At 39.8% G+C, this 13,111-nt stretch carries 16 protein-coding genes; 14 read left to right on the forward strand and 2 right to left on the reverse strand.

All coding sequences use genetic code 11. The features are described 5' to 3' along the window. The first annotated feature begins 95 nt into the window (after positions 1–95). The 4 genes from HNQ41_RS16855 (at position 96) to HNQ41_RS07565 (ending at position 3,568) form a co-directional block, all read left to right on the forward strand. Positions 96–785, forward strand: coding sequence for a reverse transcriptase domain-containing protein (locus HNQ41_RS16855; RefSeq protein WP_343043345.1), 690 nt, complete (start codon positions 96–98; stop codon positions 783–785). 401 nt (positions 786–1,186) lie between these two features. Continuing rightward, positions 1,187–1,432: an ArsR/SmtB family transcription factor gene (locus HNQ41_RS07555; RefSeq protein WP_246421538.1), complete on the forward strand. Its 246-nt coding sequence runs from the start codon at positions 1,187–1,189 to the stop codon at positions 1,430–1,432. A 365-nt stretch (positions 1,433–1,797) separates the two neighbouring features. Beyond that, entirely contained in the window at positions 1,798–2,205 is a 408-nt protein-coding gene (locus tag HNQ41_RS07560) for a hypothetical protein (protein WP_184663811.1), read from the forward strand. Positions 2,206–2,422: 217 nt separating this feature from the next. After that, the gene (locus HNQ41_RS07565) at positions 2,423–3,568 is read left to right on the forward strand and encodes a hypothetical protein (RefSeq protein ID WP_184663812.1); all 1,146 of its coding nucleotides are present in this window, start codon (positions 2,423–2,425) and stop codon (positions 3,566–3,568) included. Between the two features lie 294 nt (positions 3,569–3,862). Here HNQ41_RS07565 and HNQ41_RS07570 read toward each other — a convergent pair whose 3' ends face one another. Continuing rightward, the gene (locus HNQ41_RS07570) at positions 3,863–4,108 is read right to left on the reverse strand and encodes a hypothetical protein (protein WP_184663813.1); all 246 of its coding nucleotides are present in this window, start codon (positions 4,106–4,108) and stop codon (positions 3,863–3,865) included. Positions 4,109–4,468: 360 nt separating this feature from the next. On the opposite strand from HNQ41_RS07570, the gene HNQ41_RS07575 reads away from it, so the two are divergent. Further along, positions 4,469–4,888 carry a DnaA N-terminal domain-containing protein gene (locus tag HNQ41_RS07575; RefSeq protein WP_184663814.1) on the forward strand — a complete coding sequence of 140 codons (420 nt, stop codon included), beginning with the start codon at positions 4,469–4,471 and terminating at the stop codon, positions 4,886–4,888. Between the two features lie 174 nt (positions 4,889–5,062). On the opposite strand, the gene HNQ41_RS07580 is transcribed toward HNQ41_RS07575, so the two are convergent. Beyond that, the gene (locus tag HNQ41_RS07580; RefSeq protein WP_184663815.1) at positions 5,063–5,257 is read right to left on the reverse strand and encodes a hypothetical protein; all 195 of its coding nucleotides are present in this window, start codon (positions 5,255–5,257) and stop codon (positions 5,063–5,065) included. A gap of 589 nt (positions 5,258–5,846) precedes the next feature. Between HNQ41_RS07580 and HNQ41_RS07585 the strand changes: the two genes are divergently transcribed. The 9 genes from HNQ41_RS07585 to HNQ41_RS07625 all read left to right on the forward strand — a co-directional run bounded on the left by HNQ41_RS07585 (position 5,847) and on the right by HNQ41_RS07625 (position 12,998). Continuing rightward, positions 5,847–6,794, forward strand: coding sequence for a dimethylarginine dimethylaminohydrolase family protein (locus tag HNQ41_RS07585; protein ID WP_343043340.1), 948 nt, complete (start codon positions 5,847–5,849; stop codon positions 6,792–6,794). Positions 6,795–6,883: 89 nt separating this feature from the next. Continuing rightward, positions 6,884–7,087, forward strand: a complete 204-nt coding sequence (locus HNQ41_RS07590; protein WP_184663817.1) for a YjfB family protein — start codon at positions 6,884–6,886, stop codon at positions 7,085–7,087. A gap of 339 nt (positions 7,088–7,426) precedes the next feature. Then, positions 7,427–7,684: a sulfurtransferase TusA family protein gene (locus HNQ41_RS07595; RefSeq protein WP_343043341.1), complete on the forward strand. Its 258-nt coding sequence runs from the start codon at positions 7,427–7,429 to the stop codon at positions 7,682–7,684. 1 nt (position 7,685) lies between these two features. Beyond that, the gene (locus HNQ41_RS07600) at positions 7,686–8,048 is read left to right on the forward strand and encodes a DsrE family protein (protein ID WP_184663818.1); all 363 of its coding nucleotides are present in this window, start codon (positions 7,686–7,688) and stop codon (positions 8,046–8,048) included. Positions 8,049–8,066: 18 nt separating this feature from the next. Next, positions 8,067–8,786, forward strand: a complete 720-nt coding sequence (locus HNQ41_RS07605; protein WP_184663819.1) for a sulfurtransferase TusA family protein — start codon at positions 8,067–8,069, stop codon at positions 8,784–8,786. 30 nt (positions 8,787–8,816) lie between these two features. After that, a complete protein-coding gene (locus tag HNQ41_RS07610) occupies positions 8,817–9,992 on the forward strand; it encodes a cobalamin-independent methionine synthase II family protein (RefSeq protein WP_184663820.1) in 1,176 nt (391 codons plus the stop codon). A 397-nt stretch (positions 9,993–10,389) separates the two neighbouring features. Continuing rightward, on the forward strand, positions 10,390–11,304 hold the full coding sequence (locus HNQ41_RS07615; RefSeq protein ID WP_184663821.1) for an aldo/keto reductase: 915 nt from the start codon (positions 10,390–10,392) through the stop codon (positions 11,302–11,304). A gap of 131 nt (positions 11,305–11,435) precedes the next feature. Further along, positions 11,436–11,903: a hypothetical protein gene (locus HNQ41_RS07620; protein ID WP_184663822.1), complete on the forward strand. Its 468-nt coding sequence runs from the start codon at positions 11,436–11,438 to the stop codon at positions 11,901–11,903. A 93-nt stretch (positions 11,904–11,996) separates the two neighbouring features. After that, positions 11,997–12,998, forward strand: coding sequence for an LLM class flavin-dependent oxidoreductase (locus HNQ41_RS07625; protein ID WP_184663823.1), 1,002 nt, complete (start codon positions 11,997–11,999; stop codon positions 12,996–12,998). Positions 12,999–13,111: the final 113 nt, after the last annotated feature.

The following is a 13,111-nucleotide window of genomic DNA, read 5'->3' on the forward strand; positions in this document are numbered from 1 at the left end:
CGGATATTATGCAAAGTAAAATTCAATTAGATTATTCATTTTATGCGGTTTTTAATTACTTACTTAGCATAATTACTTTCTTGGCATAAGGTGGGATAGCATCTCCGATACTAGCAAATGTATACCTCCACTATGTGCTAGACCTCTGGTTTGAAAAGAAGGTGAAGAAAGAATGTAGAGGGCAAGCCCATATCGTTAGATATGCGGATGATTTTGTCTGTTGTTTTCAATACCAACAAGATGCCTACAAATTCTTTGGGAAATTAAAAGAAAGACTTAGACAATTTCATCTTGAGATCGCTGAAGATAAATCCAAAGTCATTCCTTTCGGAAAGTTTGCCGAAGAAAATTGCCAACGTAAAGGACAAAAGAAGCCTCCTACATTCGACTTCCTTGGATTCACGCACTATTGCAGTAACAGTAAGGCAGGCAAATTCCGTGTGAAGAGGAAAACAGACAAAAAGAAAATGAGCAATAAACTGAAGCAAACCAAAGTTTGGTTAAAGAAGAACCGAAACATGAATATCCATGAAATCATGGATCGGATGAAACGCTCATTGGTAGGATATTATAACTACTATTGTATCACTGATAATATCCACTCAGTAGATGAATTCAAAGACAAAATCCAGTTACTGCTATTCAAATGGCTAAACAGACGAAGTCAACGAAAATCATTTACTTGGGACAAATTTAACTTATTCCTCAAGAAGAATCCACTACCGAAACCGAAGGTTAAGGTGAACATCTATAATTTCCGAACTGAAATTAGTTATATTACTTGAAGGGTGATAGGAAGAGCCGTATGCGGTAGTACCGCTCGTACGGTTCTGTGAGGGGGGCGGAGCACAATCTACATTTAAGTAGAGAGGCTCCCTCCTACTCGACTCGTTATCCGGTTTTGTAATCATATTGTAATAAATGATCACCTTAATGAAGAATATTAGCATCCCTGCTGCCAGGATCCCGACCCGTTTCTTTACCACTGAACAATCATTTCAGTAATGAAGAAACGGGTTTTTTTCATTTTGGATTGAATGATCCAATTTCCAATGCTCGAGAAACTAAATCCATATTATCCATATCCTGTCACGAAAGTGTCGGAAACTATAAAACTAGTAATGTAGTTTTATTAGCGTGAAAGTGATATATTTAATAGAGACAATAAACAAGGCAGGTGAGAGGCATGGCAATGAATGAGTGGATGATTTTAAATAAGGAAGAATGCGAAGAACTTTTAAAAGAGACGCAGGAAAAGTTCTCTTACCTTAAGGAGGATGAAGAAATCAATGCGAAAGCTGCCTTCTTTAAAGCGCTTGGTGACGGCACACGCCTTAAAATTGTGTCTTTATTAGCTGTGCGGGAATGTTGCCTTTGCGAGCTGGTCCGAAGCTCTGGACAGTGTGAATTCAACGGTGACTCACCATCTTAAACTTTTGGAACGAGGAGATGTTATCCAGTCGCGGAGGGAGGGGAAGTTCACCATATATACATTGAACCCTTCTATTAAGAATATGGACCTTCTTTTAGGAGGGGAAGACTACTTAGCGTTTGTTCTGTTCAAGAAATTTTAGGACATGAATCTATACAGACCACCGAAGGATATACACTAAGGAAGCGAAGATATTGTGAACATGCTGCATTAAAGGTTAGAAAAACAGAGAAGTGCAGGTTTAAAAATTTGTATCAGAAAGTAAAATCACAAAACATCTATAAATGATTTGATTATCAAAAGTCATTTATTACCTAGTGTTGAAACTGTATGATATTAAAATTTGATAACTTAGGAGTGATACTTTGAGGTTATTATTTTTGAGTGTTTTTTCAATCGTTATACTAATAGCATGTACCCAAACAGTGCCAAAGGATGAATTGGTTGATAACAAGACACTACCGGACCCATTCACAGGTTATTACACACTGTATGCAGTTGTAGAAAATGATGATTACAGGGACAATCATGAACTAGATGCTATTAACGAATCATTAAGCGAAGAAAGTAGAAAATATCTTTATGATAGAGGTATAGTTTGGACTTGGGATAGACGTGTTGAAAACATTATATATGATTATACAGGGAAATTTGATATTGAAAGTTACCCTACCTTTCTAGTTTTCGATACCGATGAATTAATTTTACAAACGACTGACATTAATGAAGTTGAAGAATTTGTATCTACAAACAAACCTGATCGGAGAGAGTAAAACACCCAAAATCTATCGTCTTATTTATACTTCAAATCATGGAGTATCTGTAAATACCTTTTCCGATCTAAAATATCTTAGTTAGAGGTGATCATTTGATGAAGACCTTGTTAGCAAATTTAACTTGAAATTATTGTGATGCAAAGAAAAAAGTTTTCACTTTCACTATTTAGGAAGAGAAGACCCAAAAACTTGAAAATTATTTGGAGGAGATAGTATGAAAAAAATCATCCCATTAACAACATTACTTGTACTAGCGATTAACCCGTATGTCCCATTTGCTGAGTCAGAAGGGACAGATGTTTTTCTGCCAAGCGAAGGAATATTAAATGAATCGACGCATGAAATTAAACAAACCTCTGATGATACAATTGAGCATACTTTTACTGATGGTTTTGAAGTTACTGGTAATACTAGAATTAAAGATGACGAAATTAACGGTAATCTAGTTATTCCTTCTAAAAACGAACGATATAAAATCGAAGGAAACTTAAACAACGAAGAAACTAATAAAACTGATGAAACTGATGTTTATACGGGAAACGTTACAAACGATGACGAGTTAAAGTTTGAGGCATTTGTATATAATAACGATAATGGAGAAAAAATTGCTTCAATTAATATATTTGATTTAGTTGAAGAGGATGGAAATGTTGAGAGAAAATCCCCATTCACTATAATTCTTGATTATAATAACAATCAGAAAATCGAAACATATGATGAAAACATAATTTTTGATCAACCTATCACTTCGGATTCTGAAAGGGAGGTTTCCATTCTAACTGACGGTAGCTTAGGATCAATTACTGGAACAACCGGAAGATATATGCGTACAGAAACTCAGGCCTGGGAAGATGAATACGATGCTGGTGGGAATCATACACCATGGAGAGTAGGAGCATTTACTGAACCTGATAATGCCAAACAAACAGCATCTAATCCTGATTTTGTTAATGAAGTAAGAGTTCATGATCTAAGTATTGATGTAAGTGGTGATTCATACACTACCTTTGCTGCTGCAAAACCTCTAGATAACAGTCACTCATCTTTTGATATACCTTTCATTATAGATCATTCTCTTGATGATATATCTGTTTATTTAAGCTCTGTTTCTGTCGATGCTAGTTCTTCAGGGTGGAACGTAGCATATGATTGGCATGGTGGCTTTGCTTCAAAAGATGCCTACGGTTTAGAGTATGGAGAGTCCGATGGTTTAATTGCTGAATCAAAGTTATCTTGGAGTACACAAGCTTCAGGGGATTTCCTGAATCTAGATCAAGAAATTGATATGACATATGAGTTGTTTGGAGATATTCGTGAATACCATACAACATCAACTAGTCATACTGTTTATTATCAATAATCGAGCACATTATAAAAAATAAGTCATGTCTTCTCTTTTACTATTAGGGAGCGTAAAAATGGTGATCCGACTGCTCGACTTGTGATTTTTTTTGATAGTGATCCTCTAGAAGAAGATAAAACTATAATGGTTATAACAATACTACCACCTGATTATTAAAATAATTACTTACATAAAACGAATGACCTTTTCATATTTGAAAAAGTCATTCGTTTTTGTTCCGGATTAAATATAAATTAAGGGATATGCCTTATTTGGAGTACTTTATGTAAGCATAAACCTCTATGTTACTATTTAGTTATCTGTCACCCCGAAAGCTTCACGTAATTTCTCTTCAAAGTTATCATCAACGAACTCTTTAATAAACTTAGATTTTTTCTCCAAATCTTCTTCTTTTCTGAACCACCCCACCCGCTTTATTCGATCTTCTTCAGGTTTTTGACTCCAAATTTTTTCAGCTTCTTTTTCTAATGATCTTTCTATTTTTTTTCGAGTGATAATTTCATTGACTCTATTTTCTCTTTCTTTAATCCGGTCCATTTCTAACTGTTCTTGACTTTTTGGTTCCGAAATTCTTTGTAATATGCTTTCATATTGCTCTTTGGAAGCGCGGGGACGGATCCAGTTAGCCGAATTTGTAATGATGTTGTAATCATTTTAACTAATGAACTCAGAAAAGTAATCGCGCTGCTAACAAAAAGCATACAAATTCGGGAATTCAAGAGGTGGCTATAGGCGCATTGCCCATAGCCATTTTCTAAAATGGTTATAAGGGATTGTTTGAATACAAAATGGAAATAAATGATGCACTAATTTGTCTTTATTTCCTAAAAACCCCCAGAATAAAGTATAATAAACAATATATGAAGGACATGCGGTAGAAAAAAAGGAGAAATAGCTATGACTGAGAACGGGAATGAATGGTGGAATAAAGTTCTAAAAAAGATTAGTAACGAAATATCTAAACCAAGCTTTGAAACATGGTTCGCTAACACTGAAGCGGAGATTGAGGGTAATACTGTTATTGTTAAAGCTTCAAATGCATTTGCAGCAGATTGGATTGAAAATCGCTATAAGGATGTCATTTTCAAGACAGTAAAAGAACTGATGGGAGAGGGTTATGAAGTTCATGTAGATAATAGCGATAAAGCTGATATGAGAAGTGAACCTTCATCGAGTTTATCTGAATACGAGGAATTAAAAAGACTGACTAGAGAAACGGTCGATCAAGTTTCTGAACTCATTGAAATAAATAAACTGCAAAACGAAAAAATAGAAGCACTTGAAAAACGAATAAGTCAACTTGAAGCTGAGAAATAGCGAAGCGAAGGGACAGTTTTCGCTTGCCCGATTTTGTAATGATGTTGTAATAGTGATCAACAATCAACCCACCTGCACATTTATATTGTTCAGGTGGGTTTGGCACTCATAATTTTCGAGTGTCAGTAGAATGAAGTTGTAGTGTGCTTACAAAAAGCATAAAAATACGGAAGGCTATTTACGAATTACGATGAAGTCCTTATCGAACCCCTTCAACTCAGGTAGGAACTCTTCCAGCTCATATTTAGTCATTTGGTTGTTTTCCTTATTATTTAGGAAAACCCCACTTTCTGGATTATCAAAAGAAACTTGAATTCCAAACTTTTCTGCTAGTTCTATAGCTTTTGTTTTGTCTAGAGAGGAATTCATTTTAACCCTCCCCTTATTAAAATCATATTATTTTAACCAAAATACCTTGGTACTTTACGTTTCTTAGTGTGTTACTCAGGGTATTCAAATAACAAACAAATATTCGGAATGAAACAAAGAGATGAATTTAATTAGCCAGATTTGTAATCTCACTGCAATTATTCAGTGAAATTTATGGTGTATTTATTACCATAGACCACCTGAACATGGATATCATTCATGATCAGGTGGTTTTCTTTTTCTAATGTCAAATGGAGAGAACATCAATGATATTGAAGGTATTTCGTTCAGTTTGTCGAATATTGTAATGGGGTAAAAGGAAATTGTAGAGGTTGAAGAGCAAAAATAAAAGGAGCTTTTACAATGGGTTGGGATTAACCTCAATCATCCATTGCGGCTCCTTTGATATCAATATTGTTACGATGTTATGGCATATTATATAAATGTTTTGAAACGAAGTCAATGAACCTGAGTGTGGTAAAAGGGAATACAGAAACGAACCTACATCTTCTTATTCAAACGATCATGAATGTTCACAGCTATGATATACATATATTCCAAGGGTTCAAATGACGCTGGAGGTGATAATGTGAAAAGTGGTATCAAAGTCCAGGGAGAGCGTTGGTTTCCGTCTGAACAGACGTTTTCCGATGAGATGAAAGATTTGTGGGGCGATTGGTATTGTGATTCGGAGGTTGGCAAGCTGAGAGCGGTGCTCATGCATCGTCCGGGTGAGGAGATTGATGGTGTAACAGCGGAAAACTATGAAACGTATCGTTTTCGTGGTGTGATGGATCCTGAAAAAGCACGCCAGCAACAAGATGAACTTGCAAACATTTACCGTGCTCACGGTGTTGATGTTTATTATGTAGAAAATCAACGTAAAGATCGCCCGAATGCGTATTTTATGCGTGACTTAATGTTTATGACGCCAGAAGGGGCGATTGTGTGTCGGCCGGCGATTCCTGCGCGTCGTGGTGAGGAAAAGGCGGTTGCGCGCACGTTGGCAACACTTGGTGTGCCGATTTTGAAAACGATAAACGGTGCCGGTTATTTTGAAGGCGCGAGCGCGATGTGGATAAACCGCGACACGGTTGTGATCGGCACTGGGAGCCGCACAAATGAAGCGGGGGCACAACAAGTTGAACATGAACTTCGCAACATTGGCGTGAGTAATATCATTCGGACGGAAATTCCCTATGGTTCGATACATCTGGATGGTTATATGAACATGGTGGATACGGACAAGATGATCGTTTTCCCATGGCACTTAGGGTATGATTGTGCGCAGGTGCTTATGGATCAAGGGATTGAGTTGATTGAATTAACGAACATAGAAGAGATTAAGCAAGGGATGGCGATCAATCTTGTGGCGATTGAGCCTGGGAAGGTGGTGGCGCCTGCGGGGTGTCCTGAGACGCGGGCGACGCTTGAACGGCATGGTATTGAGGTGATTGAGGTAGGGTTGGATGAGGTGATGAAAGGGTGGGGGGCGGTCCACTGTATGACGGCGTTTTTGAAGCGTGATCCGGTGTGATGTTTTTCGACATAACGTCTTATAATCTATTATCCAAATAATGAACTGATAGGAAAGTCGTGGTAAGCTAGAGAAAAGGAGGTGTGAGGATGGATATCACAGGTGCGTCGATCGGAATGGCTTTAAATGAGGCGCAAGGGAAAGCGAATACTGCGCTTATGAAGCAGGCGTTGGATACGGGGGATCAACAGACCGACATGATTAAGGATATGATGCAACAAAACCAAGATCAGCCGCGTCAGCAGCATGCAATTGAACCTGGCAAGGGTGGCAGTATTGATGTGTCTATTTAATTAAAAAGGTGAATAACAAGAACAGCCCGTTCTTCCTATTATGACTCACTGTTTTGTTAAACGTGAGGGTCAGGGAGGGCGGGCTTTTTGTGTTTTCTAAAATCGTTGTTTGTGATGGCAAATCCCGTCACTCGTTATGTCAGACGTACTGGCGTTATGATAACCGTCTGTGTGATTCGGTAATCTTACGGTAGTAATAAGGGTTACGTCATGGAATTTGACGTTTTTATGTCTTATTTCAATATCTATTCACTTCGATATTCCTTTAAAGTAAGATGATAACAGGTATAGTTTGAATTGCTGCTAGAGGGATAGGTATAAAAAGGTATCCTGTGTGAGGTGATTGAGATTCAGGGGCAAGTAAAGATAGATTTTGTTTATGATGCAGGGTCAGCTAGTTGTGGCGAATTAATTATGAATATCTATCTTAAAATGAAGCAACTTGAGGTCGGACAGGTAATGGAAGTGATTTCTTACGATTTAAGTGCCGTCGAGGACGTTCCTTCCTGGTGCCGTATGCAAGGACATACTTTGTTACACAGTGAACAAGGTGGGCTCTTACAAACCCATTTTTTTATTCAAAAGGAGATGAAGTAACATGACAAACAAATTATTAGTGAGTTTAACAAACGGGAAAAACGACACAGATAGAGCCACAGTCGGATTCGTCGTCGCTAATGCAGCGGTTGCATCAGGGAAGGAAGTTGTCGTTTTTTTAAATATTGATGGCGCTTACTTATCCGATAGAGGTTACGCAGACGAGATTCACGAAGATGGTTTTGCTCCATTAAAAGACTTAATGGAGCAATTTGTGGAAGCGGGGGGTACTCTTTGGGTATGCAGCCCTTGTCACAAAAAGCGTCAGTTAAATGAAGACAATGTAATCGAAGGTGCGACGATTGTTGGTGGTGCCAAAGTAGTAGAATTTTTATCGGAAGGTGCTGCTTCGATAACATATTAACGTTTTAGGAGGTTGCTTATGTCTCAATTTACCGCTCATAGTATGTGTGATGGAGGAGATCTTGACTGCGGGTCAGGGCTTCTTTTAATTATAAAAAAGAGTATCACTCCGTTAGAACCGGGGCAGGTACTAGAGGTGAGAAGCCGCGAGAGAACGGTAGCCGATGACCTTCCTGTTTGGTGCCGGATGGTGGATCATGAGTTTTTAGGTTCAGAACCTGGAGAAAATACCACCAGTTATTATGTACAAAAAGGTGGCCAAGTCGTGGAATCTTTAGACGAGGACTTAAAAGCTGCTAAAAACTACCAATGGGTTGTGCGGACAAGTAATGATGAAGACTTAACGGCAAAGGTTCATTCCCGAAACCATAGTTTTACTGTCGGCCAGCCGGCAGAATTTAGTGAGAAAGTGGAGGCGCCAAGCGCGGTAGACCACTTATTAGCCTCTTTGTCTTCTTGCTTAGTTGTTGGATTTAAATCGCACAGTTCAAAAAGAAATATCACCATTGATCATACGGAAATGATGCTAAAAGGAAAACTAGATAATGTTTTATACCATATGGAATTAGAGGACACTGGAAGTCCACAGATTATAGAAGTGACAGGGACCTTCTATGTTACATCTCCTAACGAGGAAGAAGAATTACGAGATTTATGGAAACTTACAATCGAACGTTCTCCGATTTATCAAACGTTAAAACATACGATCGATATCAAGATTAACTTTTCTATTATATAGACGATAAGAGAATGAAAAAGGTGTGATCATATGACTTCCCCATTTCTGACAACGACAACGGTTGGTAGCTGGCCGCGGTCAAGAGAAGTATTGAACGGACTACGAGATAAGCGGGCCGGAAGAATAACAGAGGAGCAATTTAATGAAATTGCTGATCAAGCAGTGGTCGAATGCATTAAACACCAAGAAGCGTCGGGCATAGACATGATTACCGATGGAGAGCAACGTAGGGACAATTTCATCTCTTTTGTTGCGGATAAAATCAATAATGTTGACATGCTCTCAATCTCAGATTTACTAAAGTATGTGGAAGATAAAGCGAGTTTTGAAGAGATTTTAGGGACACTAGATATTCCAGCTTATTCTCTTACAAACCCTGCAGCGACTGGAAAGATCAGCCGGAAAAATCCGATCGCTGTAGATGAATATGCATTTATAAAAAAACACACGGACAAACCAGTAAAGGTAGCCATTCCAGGCCCTTATCTACTCGCTCGTTCCATGTGGGTCGAGGGGTTATCGGCTAATGCTTATCCAACGAAGGAAGACTTGGCAGAGGATATTGTTAAAGTTTTAAGGGAAGAAATAGAAGATTTAATCGCCAGTGGCGTACCGTTTATCCAGATGGATGAGCCTGTTCTGACAGAGCTTGTGTTTACGCAAAAGAACGCCAACCGAACATTCATGTGCGGAGCGTTAACAGCGAAGGCAGATGCAAATGAGGAGCTAGACTTTGCGATGGAGCTTATTAACAAAGTTACAGAAGGGATGCTTGGCCGCGGTTCAAAAATTGGCCTTCACATTTGCCGGGGGAACTGGAGTACACAAGAGGACACTCTTCTCAAGGGGCCGTACGATCCTTTAATGCCACACTTAGCTAAGCTAAATCTAGATCAGCTAGTGCTAGAGTTTGCAACACCGAGAGCTGGAGAATTACAGGCATTAGAGGTATTTAAGGATACTGAAATAGAGGTAGGACTTGGCGTGGTTAACCCAAGGGTTCCAGAGGTCGAAACAGTAGATGAAATTGTAGACCGCGTGAAGGAAGCGGCGCAATACATTCCTCTAAATCGGTTATTTCTGAACCCTGATTGCGGTTTCGGAACCTTTGCTCAAAAACCGATGAACACCTCAGAAATCGCGACGAAGAAACTAGCAAATATAAACAAAGCAGCAGAGATATTAAAGTCGGAACCGGTAAAATAGGCAGCCTAAATAACATGTTACACCAGAGGTAGGGGGATGTCCCCCTACCTCTTTAAATTAGTACATAATTTCCATATTTTTGCACACCCTACCGTTTGAAAGGGTGTGAGCACATTGGACAAGTTGTTCAATATGGTTTGTGTACTGCTTGGACGCATTGATAAAAAGAATATCGTATTGAACACGTATGTTAAGTGTTTTAGATTGTTTCACAAGGGCACGACGTTTTCATCTTCTTATCAATACATCACTTCATTCATTTATTTGGAATTATCATAGGAAAGCGAATTCATTGGTTGTTCATTTACAAACATGCAGATACTGATTATTGTTGAAGGAGACGGCATTTACATTTACAGGCTGTCACTTTTAACGAAAATGAGTAGGGGGTGCCTTCTTGAAAAAGATCAAATTAGGGACTGAGTTAGAGGCCGGAGAGATTTCTCTAGGTTGTATGCGTATGGACAAGCTGTCGGTTGATGAGGCAGCTCGAGTGATTGATCAGTCAGTTGAAGTGGGGATTGATTTGTTCGATCACGCTGATATTTATGGTCGTGGTGTGTCGGAAGAGGTCTTTTCGGAAGCGTTAAAGAAATCTTCCACGAAACGTGGTGACATCATCCTCCAATCCAAGTGCGGCATTCGGAAAGGTTTCTTTGATTTTTCAAAAGATCATATTTTGAACTCCGTCGATGGGAGCTTAAAGCGTTTGGGGACGGATTATCTTGATATTCTGTTGCTGCATCGTCCGGATACGTTGATGGAGCCTGATGAGGTGGCGGAAGCTTTTGCGCAGTTGAAAGAGAGCGGGAAGGTGCGTCATTTTGGGGTCAGTAACCAAAATCCGATGCAGATTGAGTTATTGAAAAGAGCGGTTGCTGAGGATTTGATTATTAATCAGCTGCAATTGAGTCTTGTACATACACCGATGATTGATGAGGGGTTCAATGTGAATATGCAAAATGACCCGTCGATTGTGCGTGCAAGCGGTGTGCTTGAGTATAGCCGCATGAATGACATGACGATCCAGGCGTGGTCGCCGTTTCAGCATGGGATGATTGAAGGAGTATTTGTCGGCAATGACGATTACCCTGAGGTGAACGCGAAGTTGCAGGAGATGGCTGAGAAGAAAGGTGTCACGGATTCGGCGATTGCGATCGCGTGGATTTTGCGTCACCCGGCTGGTATGCAGCCAATTGTCGGCTCGATGAACCCAGAGCGGATCAAGCAGATTGCTGCGGCGTCGGATGTTGAGCTGACGCGTGAAGAGTGGTATGAATTGTATCGCGCGGCAGGGAATGAGCTGCCTTAAGAGGAATAGAGGAAGGGAAGTCCACATTTTGTGTGTGGGCTTTTTTTGTTGGGGTTGTGTGCGTAAAATTTAAGGTTTTATGCGTAAAAATGAGCGTTCTTTGCGTAAAAAAGGGGAACGTTTGCGTAAAAATGGCCACTCTTTGCGTAAAAATCGGTTCACCTGAAGGAAAAAAGAGTCGACCTGACGGAAAAATTGGTTCACCTGAAGGAAAAAAGAGTCGACCTGACGGAAAAAACGGTTCACCTGAAGGGAAAAAGAGTCGACCTGACGGAAAAATTGGTTCACCTGAAGGAAAAACGGATCGACCTGACGGAAAAAACGGTTCAGCTGAAGGAAAAAATGATCGACCTGATCGAAAAATCGGTTCAGCTGAAGGAAAAACGGTTCAGCTGAAGGAAAAAATGATCAACCTGATCGAAAAAACGGTTCAGCTGAAGGAAAAATGGTTCTACCTGAAGGAAAAATCGGTTCAGCTGAAGGAAAAACAGTGTTACCTGAAGGAAAAACGTCTCGACCTGATCGAAAAATCGGTTCACCTGAAGGAAAAACAGCTCCACCTGACGGAAAAAATGATCAACCTAACGCAAAAGCACTGAGCGCATCATTTGTTTCGGCAATCGAAATTGTTTAAAGTAAAATAGTAGGGAAGTCTAATATGAGTGAAACTTCTACAAGAAAGGGTAATCAATATGGCAAATATACAAATACCTGTGTCAGTGTTAAATCTAGCGCCTGTCCGTCAAGGTCAAGACGAAAAAGCTGCGATTGATTCAATGGTGGATTTGGCGCAGGCGACGGAAAAAATGGGCTATGTGCGTTATTGGATTGCGGAGCACCATAATACGCCAACGCTTGTCAGCTCATCGACGGCGATTTTAATTAAACATACTTTAGAAAAAACGAACAGTATTCGTGTAGGATCAGGTGGGATCATGCTACCGAACCATTCGCCGCTCGTTGTTGCTGAGCAATTTGGTACGATGGCGACGATTTATCCTGACCGTTTGGATTTGGGACTTGGCCGTGCGCCGGGAACAGATATGATGACGGCAAATGCCCTCCGACGTTCGAACAATGATTCCGTTTATACATTTCCGAATGATGTCAAAGCACTTTTAAAGTATTTTGGCCCTGAAGAGGTTCAAGATTATGTGAAAGCTCATCCTGGTGTTGATACGAACATTCCGCTTTATGTCCTTGGTTCATCAACCGATTCCGCGGTTTTAGCGGCGAAATTAGGGTTACCGTATGTGTTTGCGTCGCACTTCGCACCTCAGCAAATGGATGCAGCGATCAAGATTTACCGTGAGCAGTTCCAGCCGTCGGAATACTTGGATGCGCCTTATATGACGGTGTGTCTCAATGTGATCGCGGCTGAAACGGATGAAGAAGCTCAGCTAGAATCAACAACGATGAAGCAATTTTTCTTAAATGTTGTTCGCCGCACACAAACACCGTTAAGCCCTCCTGTTGAAAATATGGACGACTTGTGGCATCCGAGTGAGAAAGAAGCAGCAGAATCCATGTCCCGTGTGACATTGTTAGGAAATAAACAGTCGATCCGAGAACAATTAACTCATTTCCAAGAGAAGTATGACGTCGATGAAATTATGGCGGTTACGTACATGTATGATGAGGATAAGCAAAAACGTTCGTACGAGATTTTGAAGGAAGTTGTGGATGGGCAATAGTTATATGGGAGAGGTATGTAGTCTGGTTTGGTTGTTTGAAACAAAATTGAATAAAGTAAAATGTTTTGAGGAAAATTGTTGAACACATGTCTATGTATGTTCACATGTTATCG

It is taken from the genome of Texcoconibacillus texcoconensis (genome assembly GCF_014202575.1).
GTDB lineage: Bacteria > Bacillota > Bacilli > Bacillales > Salisediminibacteriaceae > Texcoconibacillus > Texcoconibacillus texcoconensis.

What these genes read in the sequence shown, in the direction of transcription:
- HNQ41_RS07555 (WP_246421538.1), top strand. Translation starts at nt 1,187, where the DNA reads ATGGCAATGAATGAGTGGATGATTTTAAATAAGGAAGAATGCGAAGAA.
- HNQ41_RS07565 (WP_184663812.1), top strand. Translation starts at nt 2,423, where the DNA reads ATGAAAAAAATCATCCCATTAACAACATTACTTGTACTAGCGATTAAC.
- HNQ41_RS07570 (WP_184663813.1), bottom strand. Translation starts at nt 4,108, where the DNA reads ATGGACCGGATTAAAGAAAGAGAAAATAGAGTCAATGAAATTATCACT.
- HNQ41_RS07575 (WP_184663814.1), top strand. Translation starts at nt 4,469, where the DNA reads ATGACTGAGAACGGGAATGAATGGTGGAATAAAGTTCTAAAAAAGATT.
- HNQ41_RS07580 (WP_184663815.1), bottom strand. Translation starts at nt 5,257, where the DNA reads ATGAATTCCTCTCTAGACAAAACAAAAGCTATAGAACTAGCAGAAAAG.
- HNQ41_RS07590 (WP_184663817.1), top strand. Translation starts at nt 6,884, where the DNA reads ATGGATATCACAGGTGCGTCGATCGGAATGGCTTTAAATGAGGCGCAA.
- HNQ41_RS07600 (WP_184663818.1), top strand. Translation starts at nt 7,686, where the DNA reads ATGACAAACAAATTATTAGTGAGTTTAACAAACGGGAAAAACGACACA.
- HNQ41_RS07605 (WP_184663819.1), top strand. Translation starts at nt 8,067, where the DNA reads ATGTCTCAATTTACCGCTCATAGTATGTGTGATGGAGGAGATCTTGAC.
- HNQ41_RS07610 (WP_184663820.1), top strand. Translation starts at nt 8,817, where the DNA reads ATGACTTCCCCATTTCTGACAACGACAACGGTTGGTAGCTGGCCGCGG.
- HNQ41_RS07620 (WP_184663822.1), top strand. Translation starts at nt 11,436, where the DNA reads ATGGCCACTCTTTGCGTAAAAATCGGTTCACCTGAAGGAAAAAAGAGT.
- HNQ41_RS07625 (WP_184663823.1), top strand. Translation starts at nt 11,997, where the DNA reads ATGGCAAATATACAAATACCTGTGTCAGTGTTAAATCTAGCGCCTGTC.